This window comes from Streptomyces sp. NPDC002795 (genome assembly GCF_042888725.1).
In the GTDB taxonomy this organism is placed as follows: domain Bacteria; phylum Actinomycetota; class Actinomycetes; order Streptomycetales; family Streptomycetaceae; genus Streptomyces.
Window position 1 is genome coordinate 1 of sequence record NZ_JBIAQB010000007.1, and the last position, 24,439, is coordinate 24,439.

Annotated in this window: 17 protein-coding genes and 1 rRNA gene; 9 read left to right on the forward strand and 9 right to left on the reverse strand. The window is 70.3% G+C overall.

Translation table 11 applies throughout. The features are described 5' to 3' along the window. Positions 1–88: ribosomal RNA gene (locus ACFYWS_RS21420) — 16S ribosomal RNA — on the reverse strand; the annotation flags it as partial. A 693-nt stretch (positions 89–781) separates the two neighbouring features. On the opposite strand from ACFYWS_RS21420, the gene ACFYWS_RS21425 reads away from it, so the two are divergent. Then, the gene (locus ACFYWS_RS21425; RefSeq protein WP_389278889.1) at positions 782–1,231 is read left to right on the forward strand and encodes a PTS glucose transporter subunit IIA; all 450 of its coding nucleotides are present in this window, start codon (positions 782–784) and stop codon (positions 1,229–1,231) included. 74 nt (positions 1,232–1,305) lie between these two features. Continuing rightward, complete coding sequence (gene ptsP, locus ACFYWS_RS21430; RefSeq protein ID WP_389278892.1) at positions 1,306–2,976, forward strand: phosphoenolpyruvate--protein phosphotransferase; 1,671 nt, start codon at positions 1,306–1,308, stop codon at positions 2,974–2,976. An 83-nt stretch (positions 2,977–3,059) separates the two neighbouring features. Here the strand turns inward: ptsP and ACFYWS_RS21435 are convergent, their stop codons facing one another. Continuing rightward, positions 3,060–3,962 (reverse strand): hypothetical protein, encoded by a 903-nt coding sequence (locus ACFYWS_RS21435; protein ID WP_389278895.1) that lies wholly within the window; start codon positions 3,960–3,962, stop codon positions 3,060–3,062. A gap of 103 nt (positions 3,963–4,065) precedes the next feature. After that, positions 4,066–6,039: an acetoacetate--CoA ligase gene (locus ACFYWS_RS21440; protein WP_389278898.1), complete on the reverse strand. Its 1,974-nt coding sequence runs from the start codon at positions 6,037–6,039 to the stop codon at positions 4,066–4,068. 215 nt (positions 6,040–6,254) lie between these two features. On the opposite strand from ACFYWS_RS21440, the gene ACFYWS_RS21445 reads away from it, so the two are divergent. Then, positions 6,255–8,612, forward strand: coding sequence for a glycoside hydrolase family 31 protein (locus ACFYWS_RS21445; RefSeq protein WP_389278901.1), 2,358 nt, complete (start codon positions 6,255–6,257; stop codon positions 8,610–8,612). A 48-nt stretch (positions 8,613–8,660) separates the two neighbouring features. On the opposite strand, the gene ACFYWS_RS21450 is transcribed toward ACFYWS_RS21445, so the two are convergent. Further along, entirely contained in the window at positions 8,661–9,197 is a 537-nt protein-coding gene (locus ACFYWS_RS21450) for an NUDIX domain-containing protein (protein ID WP_389278904.1), read from the reverse strand. A gap of 71 nt (positions 9,198–9,268) precedes the next feature. Between ACFYWS_RS21450 and ACFYWS_RS21455 the strand changes: the two genes are divergently transcribed. The 6 genes from ACFYWS_RS21455 (at position 9,269) to glpK (ending at position 16,257) form a co-directional block, all read left to right on the forward strand. Next, positions 9,269–10,078, forward strand: coding sequence for a M15 family metallopeptidase (locus ACFYWS_RS21455; protein WP_389278907.1), 810 nt, complete (start codon positions 9,269–9,271; stop codon positions 10,076–10,078). Positions 10,079–10,239: 161 nt separating this feature from the next. Further along, positions 10,240–10,698 (forward strand): Zn-ribbon domain-containing OB-fold protein, encoded by a 459-nt coding sequence (locus ACFYWS_RS21460; RefSeq protein WP_389278909.1) that lies wholly within the window; start codon positions 10,240–10,242, stop codon positions 10,696–10,698. Further along, on the forward strand, positions 10,695–11,885 hold the full coding sequence (locus ACFYWS_RS21465) for a lipid-transfer protein (protein ID WP_389279794.1): 1,191 nt from the start codon (positions 10,695–10,697) through the stop codon (positions 11,883–11,885). The genes ACFYWS_RS21460 and ACFYWS_RS21465 overlap by 4 nt, the downstream gene beginning before the upstream one ends. Before the next feature lie 96 nt (positions 11,886–11,981). After that, positions 11,982–13,631 (forward strand): EAL domain-containing protein, encoded by a 1,650-nt coding sequence (locus ACFYWS_RS21470; RefSeq protein WP_389278911.1) that lies wholly within the window; start codon positions 11,982–11,984, stop codon positions 13,629–13,631. A gap of 315 nt (positions 13,632–13,946) precedes the next feature. Beyond that, a complete protein-coding gene (locus tag ACFYWS_RS21475) occupies positions 13,947–14,690 on the forward strand; it encodes an MIP/aquaporin family protein (protein ID WP_389278914.1) in 744 nt (247 codons plus the stop codon). A gap of 43 nt (positions 14,691–14,733) precedes the next feature. Then, positions 14,734–16,257 carry a glycerol kinase GlpK gene (gene glpK / locus ACFYWS_RS21480; protein WP_389278917.1) on the forward strand — a complete coding sequence of 508 codons (1,524 nt, stop codon included), beginning with the start codon at positions 14,734–14,736 and terminating at the stop codon, positions 16,255–16,257. A gap of 100 nt (positions 16,258–16,357) precedes the next feature. Here the strand turns inward: glpK and ACFYWS_RS21485 are convergent, their stop codons facing one another. From ACFYWS_RS21485 to ACFYWS_RS21505, 5 genes are read right to left on the reverse strand one after another with little or no spacing between them, the layout of a single operon-like run. Further along, the gene (locus ACFYWS_RS21485) at positions 16,358–16,960 is read right to left on the reverse strand and encodes an ATP/GTP-binding protein (RefSeq protein ID WP_389278920.1); all 603 of its coding nucleotides are present in this window, start codon (positions 16,958–16,960) and stop codon (positions 16,358–16,360) included. Then, entirely contained in the window at positions 16,957–20,613 is a 3,657-nt protein-coding gene (locus ACFYWS_RS21490; protein ID WP_389278922.1) for a hydantoinase B/oxoprolinase family protein, read from the reverse strand. Before ACFYWS_RS21490 ends, ACFYWS_RS21485 begins: the two co-directional genes overlap by 4 nt. A 54-nt stretch (positions 20,614–20,667) precedes the next feature. Further along, a complete protein-coding gene (locus tag ACFYWS_RS21495) occupies positions 20,668–21,063 on the reverse strand; it encodes a DUF742 domain-containing protein (protein ID WP_389278924.1) in 396 nt (131 codons plus the stop codon). Positions 21,064–21,072: 9 nt separating this feature from the next. Continuing rightward, positions 21,073–21,510 (reverse strand): roadblock/LC7 domain-containing protein, encoded by a 438-nt coding sequence (locus tag ACFYWS_RS21500; RefSeq protein WP_389278926.1) that lies wholly within the window; start codon positions 21,508–21,510, stop codon positions 21,073–21,075. Further along, positions 21,507–24,305, reverse strand: a complete 2,799-nt coding sequence (locus ACFYWS_RS21505) for a nitrate- and nitrite sensing domain-containing protein (protein ID WP_389278928.1) — start codon at positions 24,303–24,305, stop codon at positions 21,507–21,509. The genes ACFYWS_RS21500 and ACFYWS_RS21505 overlap by 4 nt, the downstream gene beginning before the upstream one ends. Between the last annotated feature and the right edge of the window lie 134 nt (positions 24,306–24,439).

Genomic DNA, 24,439 nt, shown 5'->3' on the forward strand with positions numbered 1-24,439 from the left:
TCCACCCCGAAGGGCTTCATCGTTCGACTTGCATGTGTTAAGCACGCCGCCAGCGTTCGTCCTGAGCCAGGATCAAACTCTCCGTGAATGTTTCCCCGTAATCGGGGTGACACCACGAGAGCGGAACAGTCGGAGGAATAATCCGACCGTTCACAGCGTCCTCGCTGTGTTGCCCACCGAACCCGAAGGAACGGCAGGACTTTTCAAAGGAACCTCGTCCCGACCGAATGGCCGGAGACGGGGTATCAACAAAATTTGGCGTTGATTTTTGGCACGCTGTTGAGTTCTCAAGGAACGGACGCTGCCTTTGTACTCACCCTCTCGGGCTTTCCTCCGGGCGCTTCCCTTCGGTCTTGCTGTTCTTGCGTTTCCGACTCTATCAGACCGTTTCACCGGCCGATTTCCTCGGATTGACGCCCACCTTAAGGGGAGTTCGCTTTCGCGGCCCTTTCGGCGAGGTCAAACACTATCAGTCTTTTTCCGGCCCGCTTGCCACGCCTCTGCAGACATGCAGAATTACGGTTCGCAATGCAACTTAGGACTTGATAGATGCTGCCCGGGTGTTGGACGCTCGATGGCGTCGCTTCCCTCCCTGGCAGAGGTACGACAGTACATCGGGCCCGAGCTTCGGCGCAAATCGTTTGCCCGCGGCCCCTACGGCTGCCAACCGGTACCTCTCGTAGGGAACCGGGACTTTTTATGACTTACGCTTCTGAACAGTACGCCGTCCAGGACAGGCAGTGACGGCGACCCTGAATCTCCGCCCTCTGGGAGGCTTGCCATGACCAGTGTGACGTCCCCGCTCACCGGACGCGCCATCGGGCTCTCCGCCGTTCCTGACCCGGTGTTCTCCGGTGCGATGGTCGGCCCCGGCTCCGCCATTGACCCCGCGCGCGAGGCGTCCGACGCCGTGTCGCCGGTGGACGGCATCGTGGTGTCCCTTCACCCGCACGCTTTCGTCGTCGTGGATGAGGAAGGCCATGGTGTGCTGACGCACCTGGGCATCGACACCGTCCAGCTCAACGGCGAAGGCTTCGAGCTGCTCGTCAACAAGGGCGACACTGTGCAGCGCGGGCAGGCCGTGGTCCGCTGGGACCCGGCTGCCGTCGAGGCCGCCGGCAAGTCGCCGATCTGCCCGGTCGTCGCCCTCGAGGCCACGGCCGAGTCCCTTTCCGGTGTCGTCGAGGACGGCGACATCAAGGTCGGCGACGCGCTCTTCGGCTGGAAGTGACGTACTCCGTCACTGACGGTCGGCAGCAAACCAACGCGGCGGCAGCGCTCGCCGCACTATCGGAGACGGGTGAGATGGAGACAACGCTGCGAGGCGTCGGCGTGAGCCACGGTGTGGCGATCGGCGAGGTTCGGCACATGGGTACGGCGGTGCTGGAGCCGCCGGCCAAGCAGATTCCGGCTGAGGATGCAGAGCGCGAACAGGGGCGCGCCCGCCAGGCCGTCGAAGCTGTCGCCGCCGACCTGATGGCACGCGGCAATCTGGCCGGTGGCGAGGCCCAGGCGGTGCTCGAGGCTCAGGCCATGATCGCCCAGGACCCCGAGCTGATGGCCGACGTGGACCGTCGTGTCGCCGTCGGGAGCACGGCCGAGCGCGGCATCTATGACGCGTTCTCGCACTATCGCGAGCTCCTCGCCGGCGCCGGTGAGTACATGGCGGGCCGCGTCGCGGACCTCGACGACGTGCGGAACCGCATCGTGGCCCGGCTCCTCGGCGTGCCCATGCCCGGCGTTCCGGACAGCGACAAGCCCTACGTGCTCATCGCCCGTGACCTTGCGCCCGCCGACACCGCGCTCCTGGACCCCGCACTCGTGCTCGGTTTCGTCACCGAAGAGGGCGGGCCGACCAGCCACAGCGCGATCCTGGCCCGTGCCCTCGGTGTGCCGGCCGTGGTGGCGCTTCCCGGTGCCGGCGAGCTCGCCGAGGGTGCCGTGGTCGCCGTCGACGGCAGCACCGGTGAGATCTTCGTGGACCCCAGTGCGGAGAAGCGGGCCGCGATGGAGGCCGCTGCCGCCGAGCGCAAGGCCGCGCTGGCCTCTTCGACCGGTCCCGGTGCCACCTCTGATGGGCACAAGGTGCCGCTGCTCGCCAACATCGGCGGCCCGGCGGACGTGCCCGCGGCGGTTGAGGCGGGGGCCGAGGGTGTCGGTCTCTTCCGTACCGAGTTCCTCTTCCTGGACGACAGCAAGAACGCTCCGTCCGAGGAGAAGCAGGTCGAGGCGTACCGGCAGGTGCTCGAGGCGTTCCCCGAGGGCCGTGTCGTGGTGCGGGTGCTCGACGCCGGCGCCGACAAGCCTCTGGACTTCCTGACGCCCGGCGACGAGCCCAACCCGGCTCTGGGCGTGCGCGGTCTGCGGACGCTGCTCGACCACCCGGAGGTGCTGCGCACGCAGCTCACCGCGCTGGCGAAGGCTTCCGAAGGGCTCCCGGTCTACCTTGAGGTCATGGCGCCGATGGTGGCCGACCGCGCCGACGCCAAGGCGTTCGCCGATGCCTGCCGTGCGGCCGGTCTGCAGGCGAAGTTCGGCGCGATGGTGGAGATTCCGTCCGCCGCGCTCCGTGCCCGGTCGGTATTGCAGGAGGTCGAGTTCCTGTCGCTCGGCACCAACGACCTGGCCCAGTACACGTTCGCCGCGGACCGTCAGGTCGGCGCCGTGTCGCGTCTGCAGGACCCGTGGCAGCCCGCGCTGCTCGACCTGGTCTCGCTGTCCGCCGAGGCGGCCAAGGCCGAGGGCAAGAGCTGTGGCGTCTGCGGCGAGGCCGCGTCCGACCCGCTGCTCGCGTGCGTCCTGACCGGTCTGGGTGTCACCTCCCTCTCCATGGGCGCCGCTTCGATTCCGTACGTGCGGGCGACGCTCGGCAAGTACACGCTGGCCCAGTGCGAGCGCGCTGCCGCTGCCGCACGTGCCGCGGAGTCGGCGGAGGAAGCGCGCAACGCCGCGCAGGCCGTGCTGTCCGGCGAGTAACCGAGCACGACCGGTGCCTTTGGAGGGCGCCCCGCCTTTGGGCGGGGCGCCCTTCGCGCTTGTCCGCAGGGATCAGTCAGGGATCAGTGCAGATGTTTCCCTTCCGGGTTCGTGTCGTCCACCTCTGGTGCGGTGCAGTAGTTCACGCCGGGTTCCGGTGCGGACAGGTCGCCGGAGTCCGCGTCGGTGCAGTAGGCGTCGAAGACCCGTCCTCCGGGGATCGGTTGGAACCCCTCGTCCTTCAGGTGCCAGCCGCAGACGCGGTCTTCCTTGCCGGTGACCGAGCTGCGCACGATGACCGCACACGCGCGTCGGCTGACGATCGCCAGCGCCAGTACGGCCGTGACCTCCATGGCCGCGGCCTCATCGACCTTGACCGTGTCGGGTTCCGTAGCGTCCACGTGCAGGACGGCATGCAGGGACTCCCTGTCGGTGAGCACGCTGCACACCCAGTGGTGGGCTCCCTCGCCGAGTGCGTCGATCACTCGGGAGACCAGATAGGAGGCCCTGGCGAAGGCCATGCGGCCCACCTCCTGCCCGCACACGGCGCATGCCCCTGTCTGGGACAGGACGGACGTCGCGAACTCCCAGGTCGCGTGGCGTACGGCCTCTTCCACGAGCTCGGGGACGAGGTCGGCCATGGGCTGCCCCTGGTAGGCGATCACCGGGCCCGACGCGGCGAGTTCCGCGGTGAATCGTGTACGGCTGACCACGCTGTCCGGGTCCAGCCCCTCCGCCCTGCAGTAGTCCGTGAACTCGGCCGGGTCGAAGAGCGTGACCGTGGTGTATCCGCCGGCCGCGGCCTGGGATTTGAGCAGCCCTTCCACTTGGCGCATGTACGTCGTGTGGTCGTCGAAGGTGAAGCTGCGGTAGAGCCGCATCGCCTCGAAGTCCCGCTCGTCGGCCAACAGGCCGATGGTTCCCACCACTTCACGGCGCAGGCCGCGCCGCATGCTGGTCGTCCGGCTGTGTTGGGTGTGCCCCATGATTCCCCCTGAGTGCGCTTGAACGATGCTCACTCAGAGTAATCACAGGCACTGACAATCCCACGTTCGGTGACGGCGAACCGTCCGGTTCTCGGGCGGTCGGTCAGGCTCGCTTGCGGGCGATCTCCTCGTAGAACTTGAGGAGATCGAGGTTGTCGATGGAGCCGGGGTTGACCGCCTTCTCCAGCGGTGTGCCCGAGAGCAGGCGCTTGACGGGCACCTCGATGCGCTTGCCGGTGAGGGTGTGCGGGACGCCGGGGGCTTCGATGATCTCGTCGGGCACGTGGCGCGGCGAGAGCTGTTCGCGGATGATCTGCTTGATGCGGGAGCGGAGCGCGTCGTCGAGGACGGCGCCCGGCGCGAGGTGGACGAAGAGGGGCATCCAATAGCCGCCGTCGGGCTGTTCCAGGCCGATGACGAGGGATTCGCGGATCTCGGGGAGGCGCTCCACGGCCTCGTAGATGTCGGCCGATCCCATCCGGACGCCCTGGCGGTTGAGGGTGGAGTCGGAGCGGCCGTGGATGACGACGGAGCCGTGCGAGGTCAGCGTGATCCAGTCGCCGTGGCGCCAGACTCCGGGGTAGGTGTCGAAGTAGCTGTCGTGGTACCTGGCGCCGTCGGGGTCGTTCCAGAAGCGGATCGGCATGGACGGCATCGGGTTGGTGACGACGAGTTCGCCGACCTCGTCGGTCAGGGGGGCGCCGGCGGGGCCCCAGGCCTGGAGGTCCGTGCCGAGGCCGGGCGCCTGGAGTTCGCCGATGTGGACGGGGAGCGTCGGCACGGCTCCGGCGAAACAGGAGCAGACGTCGGTGCCGCCGCTGACGGAGGCGATCCACAGGTCGTCCCGCACTTCGTCGTGGAGCCAGCGGAAGCCGTCAGGCGGGAGCGGGGAGCCCGTGGTGGCGACGCACTTGACGCGGGAGAGGTCGTGGTCGCGTGCGGGGTGCACGTCGGCTTTGCGGCAGGCCATGACGTACGCGGCGGAGGTGCCGAAGAGGGTCGCGCCCGTGCGTTCTGCGATCGCCCACTGGGCGCCGGTCCCGGGGTACCCGGGGCTGCCGTCGTAGGTGACGATCGTGGTGCCGGTGAGCAGGCCGCCGACGAGGAAGTTCCACATCATCCAGCCCGTGGACGTGTACCAGAAGAAGCGGTCGTCGGGGCCGAGGTCGCAGTGCAGGCCGATCTGCTTGAGGTGCTCGACGAGGATGCCGCCCTGCGACTGCACGATGGCCTTGGGCAGGCCTGTCGTGCCGGAGGAGTAGAGCACCCACAACGGATGGTCGAAAGTCACCTCTTCGTAGACGGGTGTGACGTCCGCGGAGGTGAGGGCCGACCATTCCAGGGCGCCTTCGGGTGCCTCGGTGCCGAGGAGCGGGATGTGCACCACCGCGCGCAGGGAGGGCAGTTCGTCGCGGAGTTCCTGCACGGTGGCGCGGCGGTCGTGCTCCTTGCCGCCGTAGCGGTAGCCGTCGACCGTGAACAGGACCACGGGTTCCACCTGCTGGAAACGGTCCAGGACGCTGCGTGCGCCGAAGTCGGGGGCGCAGGACGTCCACACCGCTCCGACGGCCGCCGTGGCGAGGAGAGCGGCGGCGGCCTCGGGGATGTTCGGCAGATAGCCGCTGACGCGGTCGCCGGGGCGCACTCCGAGGGCGCGCAGTTCCGCGGCCAGTGAGCCGACCTGGCCACGCAGTTCGGACCAGGTGACGGGGCGGGGTTCGTGTGTCTCGTCGACGTGGAGGATCGCGGGGGTGTCCGCGCGCGCAGGGTCGTCCGCTGTGCGCAGGGCATGCGCGGCGTAGTTGAGCGTGGCTCCGGGGAACCACTCGGCGCCGGGCATGTCACGGCTGCCGAGTACGCGCGCGTACGGGTGCGTGAAGCGCACGTCGAACCACTCGGTGACGGCCTTCCAGAAGGTTTCGAGTTCGGTGACCGACCAGTGGTGCAGCGCCTCGTAGCCGCCTGCGGCGGGCGCGCCGTGCTGTTCGGCCGCCCAGGCCTGGAACCGTGTGATCTGCGCGTCGGCGATCTGCTGCCGGTTGGGCTGCCAGAGCGGTGACGGGTTCACGGTGGGCATGATGCGGCTCCAGGAAGTGCGTGTGCGGCGTGTGCGTTCTCGGCGCGCACTGCGGAGTGTGCGCCTGACGCGGCTCACTGGACGATGCCACGTGATCGACTTCGGCACCAGGGCGTATCCCACATAGTCGGCCTCGCGAAGATGTGCCGGCACCACGGATGAACGGCAGTTGAACGTGGCACGCACGCGTACGCCTCGGTGGCAGGGTGAGCAGCATGGATGGTCGTGACCTGGTGCGCTTGGCGAAGGCGGTCTCGTCCGTGGGGTCGGCTCATGGGCTGCGCTCCGTTCGGGCGTCGTGGCGGCACCGTCGCGCGGACTCCGTGGGCCTCCCCCGGCGGGGCGTGGAGCGGGCCCGGGTCCCGGGCTCCGTGGTCGGTGCGACGCCCGAACCGGGCGGCGGTCTGGTGAGGTTCACGCGGTCCCGGTTGCGTATCACCGTCACCGTGAGCGGTGCCCTCTTCTGGGGCTGGGACGGGGCCGAACCCGAGCCCTCGTACGCGCTGGCCGGGCTCTGCCCGGAGGCGGACCCGCGGGCGGTGCTCGAGCCGGACAAGGACGGTGGCTGGCGGGTGGTCTCCGAGCGGGTGACTGTCGTGGTCTCGCGGCACGGCGCTCTGGAGGTGCGCACGCCGGGTGGGGTGTTGCTGCGCCGTGAGCTGCCGCCCCGGTGGTGGGAGCCCGAGGGGGGCGGTGAGGCACGCTGGGCGCAGCGGACCGAGGTCTCCGCCGATGCGCGCTTCTTCGGCCTTGGAGGCCGCGTGTCGGGCCCGCGGCTGCGGGACGCGACGTACCGGTTGTGGAACAGGGATCCCGGTGGCCCGTCCGGCCGGCAGGACGATCCGTTGTCGCTCACGATGCCGGTGCAGGTGGTGGTCGCGGATGCGGGGACGCATCTGGTGTTCCACGACAACACGTGGGACGGCGCCGTCAGCCTTCGTGAGGGCAGCGAGGGTGCGGGCTCCGGGCATGACTGTGCCGGGACGTCCGAATTGCGCATGGAGGGCGGCCCGTTGCGCTGTTGGGTGGTGGTGGGGACGCCCGCGCGCGTGCTCCACGTCTGGTCCCAGCTGACCGGTGCTCCGACCGTGCCGCCGGGTTGGGCGCTGGGTCACCAGCACGCGAGTTCGGGGTCCGGGAGCGAGCAGGAGGTGCGTGGCGTCGTCGCGGGCTACAGGGAGCGTGATCTGCCCCTGGAGGCCGTCCATCTGGACATCGGTCACTCCACGCTGGGGCAGGGCTTCACCGTGGATCGTGAGCGGTTTCCGTCCTTGCCCCGGCTGGCCGAACAGTTGCGTGCCGAGGGCGTTCGGCTGGTGTCGATGGTGGACCCGGCGGTCAAGGCGCAGGGCGGCAATGCCCTGTACGACGGAGGGCAGGCGATCGACGCTTTTGTGCGCGACGCTGCGGGCCGGACCGTGCGCGGGGTCGTGGGGCCGGGTGAGTCGGTGTATCCGGACTTCACGGCGGAGCGGGTGCGCAAGTGGTGGGGCGGCCTGTACGAGGAGCGTCTCGCGCAGGGCTTCTCGGGTTTCTGTCACGACATGAGCGAGCCGGTGCCCTTCGCCGCCATCAGCAGGCGCACGCTTCCGCGTTCGTCACGTCACGCGGTCGAGGGGCGGGGCGGCGACCATCGGGAGGCGCACAACGTGTACGCGCTGTGCATGGCACGGGCCGGCTACGAGGGGCTGCGCGAACTGCAGCCGCAGGAACGGCCCTTCCTGCTCTCCCGGTCCGGCTGGGTGGGTTTGCAGCGCTACGGAGGGACGTGGTCCGGTGATGTCGCCACCGGGTGGGACGGCCTTCGCTCCTCGCTCTCGTTGGTGATGGGGCTCGGGTTGTGCGGGGTGCCTTACTCCGGACCTGATGTGGGCGGTCTCGACGGGGAGCCGTCACCTGAACTGTTCCTGCGCTGGTTCCAGTTGGGCGCCCATATGCCGCTGTTCCGTACGCATTCGGTGCGGCGGGCGGGTCGGCGCGAGCCCTGGATGTTCGGCGAGGAGGTGCTCGCGCACGCACGCGTGGCGCTGGAGGAGCGGCGTCGCCTCTCTCCGTACTTCATGACCCTCGCGCTTCTCGCCCGGCGTACCGGCGCCCCGTATGTGCGGCCTCTGTGGTGGGGTGCTCCGGAGGACCGGGCTTTGCGTGACTGTGAGGACGCCTTCTTGTTGGGTGACTGCCTGTTGGTCGCCCCCGTTCTGGAGCAGGGAGCCGACCGCCGCACCGTTCAGCTGCCGCCTGGGCGCTGGTACGACACGGTGACCGGCCAAGCCTTCGAAGGGCCCGGGCAGGTCACGGTGGACGCCCCTTTGTCGCGTATTCCGGTGCTCGCGCGTGGCGGGTCGGTGCTTCCTGTACGCGATCCGGGCGGGGGCGTCGTCCTGGAGGGGTGGGCGCCGGCGCCGGGACGTACGGGAGGCGGCTACGCGGCGCGCGGCGTCGGGGACGGCTGGGAGGAGCCGCAGATCGAGCGGTTCCGGGTGCGCTGGAGCCAGGGGCGTGTGGTCGTCGAGGCGGACGGGGAGGACGGCGAGGTCGAACCGCGGTACCCGGTGCGTGTGCGCGGCCTGTGAGCGCCTTTCGGCGGAGGGTGGCGCTGGACGCTCACAGGGGCCTGGCACCTACAGGTAGCGGCCCTCGAACCAGGCTTTCGCCGCCAACGTGTGGAGAGGAAACGCCAGTTCGGTCGGGCGGCGCAGGAGGTGCCAGCCGTCCGTCTCGTCCGTGGCCGCGCTGGTGGGCAGGAGTCCCGCCGGGCGTTCGGGCAGGAGGCCGAAGAGCAGGAGGTGACCGTCCGGGGCGCTCATGGCGTCCACGAGGCGTACGTCGCGCGCCGCGGCGGCGATGCCCGTCTCTTCCTGGAGTTCACGGACGACGGCTCGCCGCCAGTCCTCCCGGTCGTCGATGAAGCCGCCGGGAAGGGCGGGCTCCCCGCGCGCGGGGGCGATGGTGCGCGTGATCGCGACGAGGGCGGTGCCCACCGTGTCGTACACCGGCTGCAGGGCGATGGCCACCGGGAGCGGGTTGCGATAGGCGACGGAGTCACAGGCCCGGCAGGTGCGGGGCCAGCGGTGTACCTCGGCCTCGTAGGCGGCCCCACAGCTCGAACAGTGGGAATCCGGAACGGGGTTGACCGGGGAGTGGGTTGATGCGGGCACGGCGCGGACTGTATCCGATCACTCGGCCGCGGTCTTCCCCGGTGGACCCGGCTCCTGATAGACGCTGATCCATGAATCGAGCCTGCACCGCTCTGCGGAAACTCGCCGCCCTGACCGCCGCCGCGCTGCTCGGCGTGGCCGCCGCGCCTTCAGCTGCCCAAGCGAAGCCCGATCCCAAGGCGCCCAAGGGTTTCGTGGCACTCCATGACGTCGACCCCACGGTCATCCAGGAAATGCGCTACTACACAGAGCACGACTTCGTGGGCGAGCCGGTCGACGGCTACAAGAAGCCCATGTGCCTCCTCACCAGACCTGCCGCGCAGGCGCTCCACAGGGCACAGATCGGCCTCCTGAAGAAGGGCTACTCCCTGAAGGTGTACGACTGTTACCGCCCGCAGCGCGCGGTCGACCACTTCGTCCGCTGGGCGAAGGACCTCGACGACCAGAAGATGAAGACGGAGTTCTACCCGCGCGTCGACAAGACGCGCCTGTTCACAGACGGCTACATCGCGGAGAAGTCGGGCCACAGCCGTGGCTCCACCCTGGATCTGACCATCGTTAGGTTGCCCGCGCAGCCCACGCGCCCCTACGTGCCCGGGGAGAAGCTCACGCCCTGCTACGGGCCGAAGGCGGAGCGCTTCCCCGACAACTCGCTGGACATGGGGACCGGGTTCGACTGCTTCGACACGCTCTCGCACACGGACGATCCGCGCGTCCAGGGCGTGCAGCGGACCAACCGGGACCTGCTGCGGAACGCGCTCGGCGCGCAGGGGTTCGTCAATCTTCCTGAGGAGTGGTGGCACTTCACGTACAAGCCCGAGCTCTACCCGGACACGTACTTCGACTTCCCGGTCTCCAAACGTTCGCTGACGGGGCGGTGACGTGGCGGGCGCGACCGGAAGCTCCCCCGTGGGCCCCGGTCGCGCCCTCACCGGTCACGGACGCCGGGAGGACGCGGACGGTTCTGCGGGACCCCTGACGTCATTGGGTTCCCCATGGCACACTTCTGACGTTCCGTCAGATTCATTGCCGGGGAGGAACTGTGGGGCGTACGCGTACACCTGTCGTGGCCGACTGGTTCAGCGGAGAGGGGGATGACTTCCGCCTGCTGGGCACGCGCTGTTCCGCGTGTGCGTCAGTGTTCTTTCCGCGCGAGGACGGGGCGTGCCGCAATCCCGCCTGCGCGGGCGGTGAGCTGGTGGAACTGCCCCTGTCGCGAAGCGGACGCGTCTGGTCGTACACGGACTCCAGGTACCGGCCACCGGAACCATATGTGTCGGATCGGGAACTCCCTTGGCAGCCCTACGCGTTGATCGCGGTAGAGCTTGAGGCCGAGCGCCTGGTCCTGCTCGGCCAGGGGGCTCCTGGCGTCTCCGTGACCGACCTCGCGGTCGGCATGGAGGTGGAGGTCGTACCGGGCGTGCTCAACGAGGAGGGGGACGACGAGACCGGGACGACATGGACGACATGGCACTGGCGGCCGACGGGGGTGACGGCATGACGGGGGACGTGGCGGTTCTCGGCGCGGGCATGCACCCCTGGGGGAAGTGGGGGCGCAGCTTCGTCGAGTACGGGGTGGCAGCGGCGCGGGCCGCGCTCGCCGACGCCGGGGTCGACTGGCGCGACGTGGGCTCGATCGTCGGCGCGGACACGGTGCGCGGTGGATATCCCGGCTATGTGGCGGGAGCGACGTTCGCGAAGGCCCTCGGGTGGCAGGGCGCGCGCGTGGCCAGCGTCTACGCGGCCTGCGCTTCGGGAGCCCAGGCGGTCAACACGGCGCGGGCGCAGATCCTTTCGGGACTCGCGGACGTCGTGCTCGTGGTGGGGGCAGATGCCGCGCCCAAGGGGTTCTTCAAGCCCGCCGGCGGCGACCGGCCCGATGACCCCGACTGGTTGCGCTTCCGTGCGCTCGGGGCGACCAACCCGGCGTACTTCGGCCTGTACGCGCGCAGGCGCATGGCCGTGCACGGGGACACGCTCGAGGACTTCGCCCAGGTCAAGGTGAAGAACGCCGCCTCCGGCGCGCTGAACCCGAACGCGCGCTACCGCAAGACGGTGACGGCCGAGGAGGTCGCCGCGTCCGCCGTGGTCGCGGATCCGCTGCGTCTGCTCGACATCTGCGCCACGTCGGACGGCGGTGCGGCGCTGGTGCTGTCCAGCATGGAGTTCGCACGCCGGCACGGAGCCGCGGATCCCGTCCGTATCCGAGCCGTGTCGACGGTGACTCCGACGTACCCGAACACCGTGCTCGACCTCCCGGACATCGCCACGGACTCGGCCGCCGGAGTCGCCGCCGAAGGACCCACGTTCCGCGCCTCGATCGCCCGGGCCGCCTACGAAGAGGCGGGTATCGGCCCCGAGGACCTGTCCCTGGCGGAGGTCTACGACCTGTCCACGGCCTTGGAGCTGCAGTGGTACGAGGATCTCGGGCTGTGCGGCGAGGGTGAGGGCGCGAAGCTGCTGCGGGACGGCGCGACGGCCCCCGGAGGCCGAATACCCGTGAACAGCAGCGGTGGACTCGCGTCCTTCGGGGAGGCGGTTCCGGCCCAGGCGATCGCCCAGGTCTGCGAGCTGACGTGGCAGTTGCGGGGCGCGGCGGGCGACCGGCAGGTGACCGGGGCCAGAGCCGGGATCACCGCCAACCAGGGCCTGTTCGGCCACGGTTCGTCGGTCGTGGCGGTGCGCTGAGCGCCGGGTGCGTACGCTGCGTGGCCGTGCGGGAATGCTGCGTGAACAGCGTGTGAACCGGCCTTGGGGGCGTCCGCGCAACGCCATCATGCTGGCGTGCACACCTGGCCGGACAGCCTCCGCTTCGCGTTCCAGCCCGTGGTCAATCTGGCCACGGGGTCGGCTGCGGCTCTGGAGATACTCGCGCGCCCCGAGTCGGGTGATGTGCTCGCGCGGGCGCATCGCGAACCCGAGCTCGACGGTGACCTCGCCGCGTTGGCGATCCGCGACGCCGCACGCCGGGAGACGCTGCTGCCGTTGCACGTGAACGTGTTCGCCGGCACGCTCGCCGACCTGGGCGGCCTTGATGCGCTGCGACGCGCGGTACAGGATGCGGGCCGCCTGCCGTGGGAGGTGACCGTGGATGTGGGCCCGCCGTTCACGCACGTGCCGCACCGCGCCCTCCTGGAGGGCGTCGCGGTGCTGCGCAAGGAGGGCTTCCGGGTCTGTGCCGACGGCGTGGGCGACGGCGACGTACCCCTGCGGCTGCTTGACGATCTCGCGCCGGACCTGATCAAGCTCGACGCCTCGCTGCTGTCGCGCGGGGCGACGGTGCGGGCCATGCGGACACTGTGCGAGGAGATCGGCGCGCTGCTCGCCGTTGAGGGTGTGGAGACCGAGACCCAGTGCATGGCGGCCCGGGACGCCGGGGCGCAGCTCGCGCAGGGCAATCTGTTCGCCCCGGCGTCCCGCCTGCCGATCTCCGAGGTGTACGTACCCGAACTGCCTCCGGCTGTCGGCGCGTCGCGGCCGGCCGGGCCGCGGGTGCGGGACTTCGTGCGGCCCGCGGCTCTGCTGCCCGATGCGGCGTCCGCTGAGCAGGTGCGGCGCCGGCTCACCGGGGCGGGTGAGGTGACCGGGGTGCTGCTCGTCGACGCCGCCGGGGTGCCGGTGCGGTCGGTGCAGCGGGACCGCTTCCTGCTGTCCCTGTCCACGCGCTACGGGCACGCGCTGTACGCCGACCGGCCCGCCGCGCGGCTCGGCGACCGGCCGCGCACGGTGGGCGTCGACGCGACCGCCTGGGAGGTGCTCGACGTGGTCGCGGACGGCGAGCACGCCCGCACCGCCGACGATGTCGCCGTGGTGGACGACGGCGGGCGCTGCGTCGGCGTCGTACGCCTCACCGACCTCGTACGGGCGCTCGCCGAGAACCGGGTCGAGGAGGCCGCCGGGCTCAACCCGCTGACGCGGTTGCCGGGTTCGGACGCCGTGACGGGCGAGCTGGACCGCTGGGTGGCGCAGGGCCGCGGCTTCGCCCTGAGCTGGCTGGACATCGACGGGTTCAAGCAGGTCAACGACGGTGCCGGGTTCGCTGCGGGCGACGAGCTGATCCGCTCGGTGGGACGGGCCCTCGCGCACACGGAGTCGGAGGCCGTTCGGGTGGGGCACATCGGGGGTGACGACTTCCTGGTCCTGGCCGATCCGGAGCGGCTCGGTCCGCTCGCGGCCGCCGTGCTCGACGCTCCCTGGTCGGCGGGCGGCAGGGCGGTGACGCTGTCGCTGGCCACGATCGTGTGCCCGCCCGGCAGCGTGCCCGACCACCGGCTGGCCGCGGCGCTGCTCGCCCCACTGAAGAAGGCCGCGAAGACGCTCAGCGGGGCGAGTTGGGTCTGCGGTCAGGCGGGGCGTGAAGGTTTCGACGTGCGCCGCGGCGCACGCGCCACGGCTGCCGCGCGCCACCGGAGGGGAGCGTCAGCCGCCGGTTAACCGTTGCCGTCCACGACCTTGACGCTCCAGTGAGGCCGGTGAACACTTCCGGGTGTCAGTCGGCATCGCCGCAAATCGGCCCACCGCTGCTCGGGGCCCTGCCTGCCCCAGGTGCGCTGTCCTGCCGGGTTGTGGCAGGTCAGGGCCGCTCCCCCACATGTGGTTCCGACTGTGCGGGCGCGCTCGTCACGGATGCCGGGCGGGGCGCGGGACTTCCCTGCCTACGGCAGCCGTAGTTCAGAACCAGCCATGGGAAACGCACCCTGCACGGAGGACCGGGGAGCACTGCCCCCGGGCGAGGGCCTAGGAGCCGCCATGAGCAACGGAGACATCTTCATCGGTGAGGTCATCGGCACCGGCATCTTGATCCTGTTCGGCGCGGGGGTCTGCGCCGCTGTCACCCTGAAACACTCCAAGGCGAAGGCCTCCGGGTGGGTCGTCATCGCGTTCGGCTGGGGCTTCGGCGTGCTGGCAGGCGCCTACACGGCCGCTCCGCTGTCGGGCGGTCACCTCAACCCCGCGGTCACCATCGGCATCGCGGTCGACACCGGGAAGTGGGACAAGGTCTGGGTCTATGTGCTCGGCCAGATGGTCGGCGCGATGCTCGGCGCCGTGCTCGCCTACCTGGTGTATCTCGCGCAGTTCAACGCCAACGTCGCTTCGGGTGAGGAGTCCGCGGAGGACGGCCCGACGCCGACGCTCGGCATCTTCTCGACGATCCCCGAGATCCGGAACGTGGTCGCGAACCTGATCACCGAGATCATCGCGACCATCGGCCTGGTGCTGCCCATCCTCGCGTTCGGGCTCACCAAGGGACTCGGCGAGTCCGGCACCCAGGTACTGATCGTGGCGCTCCTGGTCGTCGGCATCGGCCTGTCGCTCGGCGGGCCGACGGGCTACGCGATCAACCCCGCCCGCGACCTGGGCCCGCGCATCGTGCACCAGTTCCTGCCGATCCCCAACAAGGGGACGTCCGACTGGGGTTACGCCCTCGTCCCGGTCATCGGCCCGCTCGTCGGCGGCGCGCTGGCGGGGGTCATCTACAACGCAGCGTTCTGAAGCGCAGAACCGCTCTCGCCCGTCTTCTTACGAAGGGGTAGCCATGCCCGACACTTCAGTGAAGTACGTCGCCGCCATCGACCAGGGCACCACGTCGAGCCGCTGCATCATCTTCAATCAGGACGGCGAGATCGTCGCCGTCGACCAGCGCGAACATCGCCAGATCTTCCCGAAGCCGGGCTGGGTGGAGCACGACGCCACCGAGATCTGGTCCAAGGTGCAGGCCGTGGTCGCGGGAGCGATCGCCAAGGCGGGCCTGCGCGCGGACCAGCTCAGCGCCCTCGGCATCACCAACCAGCGGGAGACGACGGTTCTTTGGGACCGGGCCACCGGCAAACCCGTGCACAACGCGATCGTGTGGCAGGACACGCGGACCTCGGCGCTCTGCAACGAGCTGGGTGGCGCCGACGGCCAGGACCGCTTCCGCGAGACGACCGGCCTGCCCCTGGCGAGCTACTTCTCCGGGCCGAAGGCGGCCTGGCTGCTCGACAACGTGCCGGGCCTGCGGGCCAGGGCCGAGCGCGGGGAACTCGCCTTCGGCACGATCGACTCGTGGCTGATCTGGAATCTCACCGGCGGCACCGACGGCGGCGTGCACGTCACCGACGTCACGAACGCCGGGCGCACCATGCTGATGAGCCTGGAGACGCTCCAGTGGGACCAGTCGATCCTGTCGGCGATGAACGTCCCGGAGTCCCTGCTTCCGGAGATCCGTTCGTCCGCCGAGGTGTACGGCACGGCCGTCGGCCAGCTGGCCGGTGTGCCAGTGGCCTCGGCGCTCGGCGACCAGCAGGCGGCCGTTTTCGGGCAGGCCTGCTATGACACCGGCACCGCGAAGAACACCTATGGGACGGGCAGCTTCCTGCTGCTCAACACCGGTAACCGGCCGGTGCCTTCGAAGAACGGCCTGCTCACCACCATGGGGTACAAGATCGGCTCCGAGGCGCCCGTCTACTGCCTCGAGGGGTCGATCGCGATCACGGGTGCCCTGGTGCAGTGGTTCCGCGACCAGCTCGGCATCATCAAGACCGCCGACGAGATCGAGACGCTCGCGGCGAGCGTGGACGACAACGGCGGTGCCTACATCGTGCCCGCCTTCTCCGGTCTGTTCGCGCCCTACTGGCGCTCCGATGCGCGCGGTGTCGTGACCGGCCTCACCAGGTATGTCACCAAGGCGCACCTGGCGCGTGCCGTCCTGGAGGCCACGAGCTGGCAGACCCGTGAGGTCGTCGACGCGATGTACCAGGACTCCGGGGTGCAGATCACGACCCTGAAGGTCGACGGCGGCATGACCAAGAACAACCTGCTGATGCAGCATCAGGCCGACGTCCTGGGCGTACCGGTGATCCGGCCCAGGGTCTCCGAGACGACGTGCCTGGGCGCCGCGTACGCCGCCGGGCTCGCGACGGGCGTGTGGAACGACCTGGACGAACTCAAGGCGCACTGGCAGCGCGACGTCGAGTGGACTCCCGCGATGGACGCGGGCGTTCGGGACCGCGAGTACGACAACTGGCGCAAGGCGGTGGAGAAGAGCTTCGGCTGGCACGAGGACGGAGACGGCGCGTAGGCCATGTCCCCGCGCGCGTGGTGACGTACAGCCCTCCACGCGCGCGTACGCGGCGGTTCGGACCCCGGTCGGCGGGGGCCCGAACCGTCGCTGTGCGTGCTCAGGTCGCCGCGGGCTGCCTGCGCTCGGCGGCTTCCGCGGCATGGCCGACGACGCCGATCAGCACGTCCTTCACCGACTCCTTGTCGCGCGCGTCGCACAGGATCACGGGGACGTCCGGGTCGAGGTCGAGCGCCTGGCGGACCGCGTCGGCCGGGTGCTGGGCGGCGCCGTCGAAGCAGTTGACACCGACGATGAACGGTATGGAGCGCCGCTCGAAGTAGTCGACCGCGGCGAAGCAGTCCTCCAGGCGGCGGGTGTCCGCGAGGACGACGGCTCCCAGCGCGCCGGTCGCCAACTCGTCCCACAGGAACCAGAACCGGTTCTGGCCCGGTGTGCCGAAGAGGTAGAGCACGAGGTCCTCGCGGAGCGTGATCCGACCGAAGTCCATCGCCACCGTAGTGGTGCTCTTGCGTTCCACGCCCTCGGTGTCGTCCACGGGGCGTCCCGCCTCCGTCAGGAGTTCCTCCGTGCGCAGCGGCCGGATCTCGCTGACCGCGCCGACCAGCGTCGTCTTGCCCACACCGAAGCCGCCTGCCACCAGGATCTTGAGGGTCACGGGTTCGACGGGGGCCTTACGGCGCTCAGAACGCCCGAAGATCATGGCTGTGTCACTCCTGCTTCGCTGGTGTCGCTGTCTCGGGTACTGCTGCTCGCCCCGGGCGGCCCGTAGCCGCCGCCTCCGGGCGTTTCGACGACGAGTACGTCGCCGGGGGCCACGTCGGCCGTGTCGCTGCCGTCGAGGCGGGTGACGGTGCCGTCCACGCGCTCCACGGAGTTGGCGCCGAGGGCTCCGGGGGCGCCACCCGCCATCCCGTAGGGCGGCACCCTGCGGTGCTGGGTCAGCGTGGAGACGGTCATCGGCTCGCGGAAGCGGATGCGCCGCACGGCACCGTCACCGCCGGGCCAGCGGCCCGCTCCCCCGCTGCCGCGCCGCACCGCGAACTCCTCCAGGAGGACGGGCAGCCGCCACTCGAGGACCTCGGGGTCGGTGAGCCGCGAGTTGGTCATGTGGGTCTGTACGACGGGTGCGCCGGGGAAGCCGTCGCCTGCGCCTGAGCCGGAGGCCACCGTCTCGTAGTACTGGTGGCGCGCGTTCCCGAAGGTGACGTTGTTCATCGTGCCGGAGCCCTCGGCCTGCACGCCCAGGGCTCCGTAGAGCGCTCCGGTGATGGCCTGTGACGTCTCCACGTTGCCGGCGACGACCGCGGCGGGCGGCTGTGGGGAGAGGAAGGATCCGGGCGGCACGACGATGTTCAGGGGGCGCAGGCAGCCGTCGTTGAGCGGGATGTCGTCGTCCACGAGCGTCCGGAAGACGTACAGGACGGCGGCGTTGACGACGGCGAACGGGGCGTTGAAGTTCGTGGGGAGCTGGTCGGAGGTGCCGGCGAAGTCGACGGTGGCGCTGCGCTGTGCGCGGTCCACGCTCACGCGCACACGGATGACCGCGCCCGAATCGGTCTCGTAGCTGAACTCGCCGCCCTCCAGGGTGTCGATGACGCGTCGCACGGATTCCTCGGCGTTGTCCTGTACGTGCTTCATGTAGGCGAGCACGACGTCCAGGCCGAAGTTCTCGATCATGCGGGCGACTTCGTCGACGCCCTTCTGGTTGGCCGCGATCTGGGCACGCAGGTCGGCGAGGTTCGTCCGCGGGTTGCGGGAGGGGTGGGGCGCTTCGGTCAGCAGGCGCAGCGTCTCCTCCTCACGGAACCGGCCGGCCTCCACGAGCAGCCAGTTGTCGAAGAGGACGCCTTCTTCGTCGATCGTGCGGCTGTTCGCGGGCATGGAGCCGGGAGCGATGCCGCCGATCTCGGCGTGGTGGCCGCGCGAGGCGACGTAGAACAGGATCCGGTCACTGTCCGTGTCGAAGACCGGGGTGATCACGGTGACGTCGGGCAGGTGCGTGCCGCCGTGGTACGGGTCGTTGACGGCGTAGGTGTCGCCGGGCCGCATGGCCGAGCCGCGGCGGCGGATGACCTCCTTGACGCTGGTGCCCATCGAGCCCAAGTGCACGGGAATGTGCGGGGCGTTGGCGACCAGGCTGCCGTCGGGATCGAAGAGCGCGCAGGAGAAGTCCAGGCGTTCCTTGATGTTGACGGACTGCGAGGTCGATTCGAGGCGGGCGCCCATCTGCTCCGCGATCGACATGAAGAGGTTGTTGAAGACCTCGAGCAGAACCGGATCGATTTCCGTGCCGAGATCGGAACTCTCTGTAATCGCCGCCCGTTCCATGAGCAGGTGACCGTCGTCCGCGAGGGCCGCCTGCCATCCGTCGTCGACGACGGTCGTCGAGCCGTCCTCGGCGATGATCGCCGGCCCTTGGACGGGCGCGCCGGGCGGGAGTTGGTCCCGGTGGTGGAGGGGTACGTCCCGCCAGGTTCCGCCCGTGTGCAGGCGGACGGTCGGGGCGATTGTCGGGGCAGTGTTCGGGGCGGCGGCGCGGGGTGCGAGGTGGGAGAGATCGGGGGGATCGGTCAGGCCAGTGGCTTCTACGGAGAGTGATTCGACGACGAGTGGTCGGTCCAGGGTGAAGGAGTAGTGAGCGCGATGACGTTCTTCGAAGGCGCGGGTCATGGCGTCGGGTTCGGCGAGTTCCACGGTGAGCGCGGTGTCCGTGCCGTCATAGCGGAGCTGAGCCCTGCGCACGATCCGAATGCGTTGCTCCGGGACGTCCTCGGCGCGCAGTTCTTCGCGCGCGGCGCTCTCCAGGTCGTCGGCGGTCTTGAGGATGTGCGGCATCGAGGAGGCGTCGACGGTGGCCTCGACCGACTGTTCCCGCATGGCCGTGGTGTCGGCGAGCCCGATGCCGAGCGCCGAGAGGACGCCCGCCATGGGCGGTACGAGGACCGTCCGGATGCCGAGCTCGGCGGCGACCTTGCACGCGTGCTGGCCACCGGCGCCCCCGAAGGTGGTGAGGGCGTAGCGGGTGACGTCGTGGCCCTTCTGCACCGAGATGCGCTTCACGGCGTTGGCGATGTTCGCCACGGCGACCTGGAGGTAGCCCTCGGCGACCTGCTCCGGGGTACGCGTGTCACCGGTCCTTTCGCGGATCTCGGTGGCGAGGGCGGCGAAGCGCTCGCGGACGAGGCCGTCGTCGAGCGGCTGGTCCCCTTCGGGGCCGAACACGTGGGGAAAGTGCGCGGGCTGGACGCGACCGAGGGCGACGTTGGCGTCGGTGACCGTGAGCGGGCCGCCGCCTCGGTAGCAGGCCGGTCCCGGCACCGCGCCGGCCGAGTCGGGTCCGACCCGGTAGCGGCTGCCGTCGAAGTGCAGCACGGAGCCGCCACCCGCCGCGACGGTGTGGATGTCGAGCATGGGTGCGCGCAGCCGCACTCCGGCGATCTGTGTGGTGAGGACCCGTTCGTACTCGCCCGCGAAGTGCGAGACGTCCGTGGAGGTGCCGCCCATGTCGAAGCCGATGACGCGGTCGAAGCCCGCGCGCCCCGACATCCGGGCCATGCCGACGATGCCGCCCGCGGGCCCGGACAGGATGGCGTCCTTGCCGCGGAACTGCCCGGCCTCGGTGAGCCCTCCGTTGGACTGCATGAACATCAGCCGTACGTCGGGGAGTTGCTCGGCGATCTGGCGCACGTAGCGGCGCAGGACGGGCGACAGGTAGGCGTCGACGACGGCCGTGTCGCCCCGTGGCACGACCTTCATGAGCGGGCTGACCTCGCTGGACAGCGAGATCTGCGGGAAGCCGACGTGCTCGGCGAGGGCGCCGATCTCGCGCTCGTGATGCGGGTGGAGGTGACTGTGCAGGCAGACGACGGCCACGGCACGAATGCCGTCTTCGTAGGCCCGGCGCAGCGAGGCTTCGAGGGAGTCCAGATCGAGCGGAGTGACCACCTCACTCTGGGCGTCCACCCGTTCGTCCACCTCGATGACGCGCTCGTGGAGCAGTTCGGGCAGTTCGATGTTGCGGGCGAAGATGCGGGGCCGGTTCTGGTAGGCGATTCGCAGGGCGTCGCGGAAGCCGCGTGTGATGACGAGGGCGGTCGGCTCGCCGCGGCGCTCCAGGAGGGCGTTGGTGGCGACCGTGGTGCCCATGCGGACGGAGTCGACCAGATCGCCGGGTGCCGACTCCGCGCTCTCGTCCTCGCCCAGGAGTTCGCGGATCGCGAAGACCGCCGGGTCGGCGTAGCGCGCCGGATGCTCGGAGAGCAGCTTGTGCGTGAGCAGGCGGCCGTCGGGGCGCCGGGCCACGACATCCGTGAAGGTGCCACCTCGGTCGATCCAGAACTGCCAGCCTGCCACGTGTGTCTCCCGCCGTCCGCCCCGTTCCTGTGCCCCGCAGGCTCCGCTGTCGGATCAGAGCGCTCTGAGGCCGTCGATCACGTCGCGGAGAATACTCGCGTCGGGCAGCTCCGCCGGTGGAACCGGCCGCGTGACATGGACCAGTTCGTCGTCGACGAGGTCCCCGATGAGGACGCGCACCACCCCTATCGGGAGATCGAGTTCCGCGGCCAGTTCGGCCACGGACTGCGGGGCGTCCTGGCAGAGCTCGACGATGTCGACGTGTTCCGGCGACAGCGTCTGGTCCGTCGCCACGCCACCTCCGTACTGTTCGGCGACGACGACCGCGATCAGGTCGAGGCGGTGCTGGGCCGCGCTGCTCGTGCGGCCGCGCGTCATGGCGTACGGGCGCACGACGGGACCCGCGTCGTCGTCGAACCAGTGATGCGTCTCCTGACCGTCTGGTCTCATGCCAACCCACTACCCTCCGGCGGGCAGGTCCGTGCGCCGGGCCGTCCCCAGGTGCACTCCGACGCGCTTTACCAGCAGGGTCATCTCGTAGGCGACGAGGCCGACGTCGGAGTCCGCGTCGGACAGCACCGCGAGGCAGCTGCCGTCCCCCGCCGCGGTGACGAACAGGAAGGCCTCGTCGAGTTCGACGACCGTCTGCCGGACCCCGCCCGCGTCGAAGTGCCGCCCCACCCCCTTGGCGAGGCTGTGGAATCCGGAGGCCACGGCGGCGAGGTGTTCGCTGTCCTCGCGGCTGAGCCCCTCGGAGATGCCCGTCGGCAGCCCGTCGCCGGAGAGCACCATCGCCTTGCGGATGCCGGCGACACGCTCGACCAGGTCGTCAAGGAGCCAGTTCAGCTCGCCGACAACACCGTTGGTGGTCTGCGCATTGGCCTTCGGCGCGGTCATCGACCGTCCCCCTCAGAGTTCGTTCCTCGTGCTGTACCGTCGGCGCGCTCATCGCCCGCGGTGTTCTCCTCGCGTCCACGCCGCCAGCCGCGCTGGAGCGAAGCCATACGGCTGCGCACCTCGTCGGCGTCCCGGTCGGCGGGCTGTGCGGAGGGAGTCCTGTCTTCGGCCGGCGCCATGCTGTCGCCGCGCAGGTCCGGGCCGTCCTTCAACTGCGGGGCCAGGTTGGCCTGCCGGACGCGGCGGGGCAGGCCACCGGGAGTGGTGCTGGGCGCGCCGGGCCGCGGGGCGTCCGCTGCGGGCTCGGGGGCCGCGCGCGCGGCCGTGGTCTCCTCCACCGCACGGGTGCGGCGTCTGGGGAGGCCGGGCGGGGTGTCACGCTGTCCGTCGCCGTTGCCCCGGTCGTGCCGCTCGCCCGGTTCGGGCGCAGTGCGGTCGTCCGCGTCGGGCCGGCTGTGGGTCACAGGCCTGCCGTGCGAACTGACGAGCTTGGGCACGCGTCGGCGCGGAAGCGGCAGCGGTCCCTCCGGACCGGCTGCTGGCTCCTGGGCGTCGCGGTCCCCGGAGCGGCGCGGGCCGCCCGTGAGGCGGGAGGTATCCGTGCCGCCGGCCGCTGTGCCGTCGTCCTCGGCCTGCTGGTGCTGTTCGCCGGGAGGCCCGGGCACAGCACGACGGTGGCGGAAAAGACCGCCGCGCTCGCTGTCCTCGTCGCCCAGGGCTCCAGGGAACTGGGTCATGTCGGAGGTCGTCAGCGGGGCTTCCAGCTCGACCGGCCCGTTGAGCACAGAGGCCGGCAGACCGGGCAGTCCGGCCACGGTGCCCGGCTTCGCCTGGGTCACCGACGGGGCCGTGCGGCGCAGCGCGTTGGGCCGGTCGAGACGGAAGCCGGCGCCCTCCGTGTCGGGGGCGTCCGTGAGCAGGGAGTCCGGGATGAAGACCACCGCGGTGGTGCCGCCGTAGGGCGACGGCTGGAGGGAGACGCGGATGTTCTGCCGCTGTGCGAGGCGGCTGACCACGAACAGGCCGAGCCGGTCGGTGTCGGAGAGTTCGAACTCCGGTGTCTCGGCCAGGCGCAGGTTGGCGTCGAGCAGCGCGTCGGAGGCCATGCCGAGTCCGCGGTCGTGGATCTCCAGGGTGAAGCCGTTCGCGACGCGCTCGCCGACCACCTGTACGGCGGTGTGCGGAGGCGAGAACACCGTGGCGTTCTCCAGGAGTTCGGCCACGAGGTGGGTGAGGTCGGCGACGGCCGGACCCGTCACGGCGATCCGCGGCAGCCGCCGCACCTCGATGCGCTCGTAGTCCTCCACCTCGGCGACGGCTGCCCGCACGATGTCCATGAGCTGGACGGGTCTGCGCCACTGCCGGGACGGAGCGGCGCCGGAAAGGATCACCAGGCCCTCCGCGTGGCGGCGCATCCGGGTGGTGAGGTGGTCGAGGCGGAACAGGTCGGCGAGCTCGTCGGTGTCCTCGGTCCTGCGCTCCATCGTGTCGAGCAGGGTCAGCTGCTTGTGCAGCAGGACCTGGCTGCGCCGGGCGAGGTTGACGAACACCTCGGAGACGCCGCGGCGCAGCTCGGACTGCTTGACGGCGGCTTCGACGGCGGATCGCTGCAAGGTGTTGAGCGCCTGACCGACCTGCCCGATCTCGTCCTTGTCGTATTCGAGGCGCGGCGCCTCGGTCTCCACGTCGACCACGTCCCCGGCGGCGAGTCGGCGCATCACACCGGGGAGCCGCACACCGGATGCCTCGTGCGCCTCCAGACGGAGCCGGCGCAGGTCGCGGACGAGCCCGCGGCCGATGCGTACGGACAGGTACAGGGAGACGAGCAGGGCGAGCAGACCGAGCACTCCTGCGAACCCTGCCCGCGCCAGGACGTCGATGGCCTCCGGGCGGGCGCGGTCCTGGTAGCGCTCGGTCGCGGCCGTGTCCCGGTCGACGAGCTCGTCGAGCACCGGCTGCGAGGCCTTGTCCCAGCTCCGCGCGGTGACGCCCCTCGGTGTGCCCGAGGAGCCGTTCACGAGCGCTTCCTCCGCGGTGCGCAGCGGGTTGGTGTCCGGGCTCTTCCAGTACCGCTGATAGCGGGAGCGCTCGGAGTCGGGCAGGAGCGCGAGATTGCTCTCGTAGAGGAGGGAACGCTGGGCGACGAGGTCGGAGACCTGCCGCAGTTCCTGCTGGGTGAACCGGCGGGCGACGAGACCCGAGCCGACCAGGGCGTCCTCCTGGGACAGGAGTTCGCGTGCCTTCAGTACGCCGACGAGGGCGCGCGCCTGGCGTTCCACCTTCGCGTCGTCGAGGGCCGTGAGGTCGAGCAGGAAGTCGTACGTCGGCGCGACGAGGCGGTTGTAGAACTCGAGGGCCTGGGCGCGGGTCACGGTGCCTTCGTCGACGTTCCGGCGAAGCGACGCGATCCCTTCCAAACCCTCGACGGCGGTGTCGAGAGAGACCCGGGCGTCGCCGTCCAGGTCGTCGCGGACGTCGCCGTCGCGCACCCTCTCCTTGATCCGGGTGATCGACTCGTCGGCCGCGGTCCGCTTGGCGCGCAGCGCCGACTGGGCGTCGGAGGCGCGGGGGTCGGCGAGATAGACGAGCGTCTGGCGGCGTTCCGCCTGCAGGGTGCGGCTCGTGGCGACCAGCGGGTAGGCGACCGAGTCGATCGCCTGGCCCGCGGAGATGAGCTGGACGGCGGCGCGCCCCGTGATCACTGTGGCGAAGGCCCAGATGGCTGTCAGGGACAGCAACGGCACCAGCAACAACGCCACGATCTTCCGGCGGATGGACTTCCCGCGAAAGCGCATGGCCTCCCCCAGATCGACCCCTCTGCCTTCAGGGGCACACATGTGCGTCAACAAACGGCGCGAGCCTACTACTGAGACAGGAGCAACTCGAAGACCTGTCCGGATGATGTCCGGGTGAACTGTGGTGCTGACAT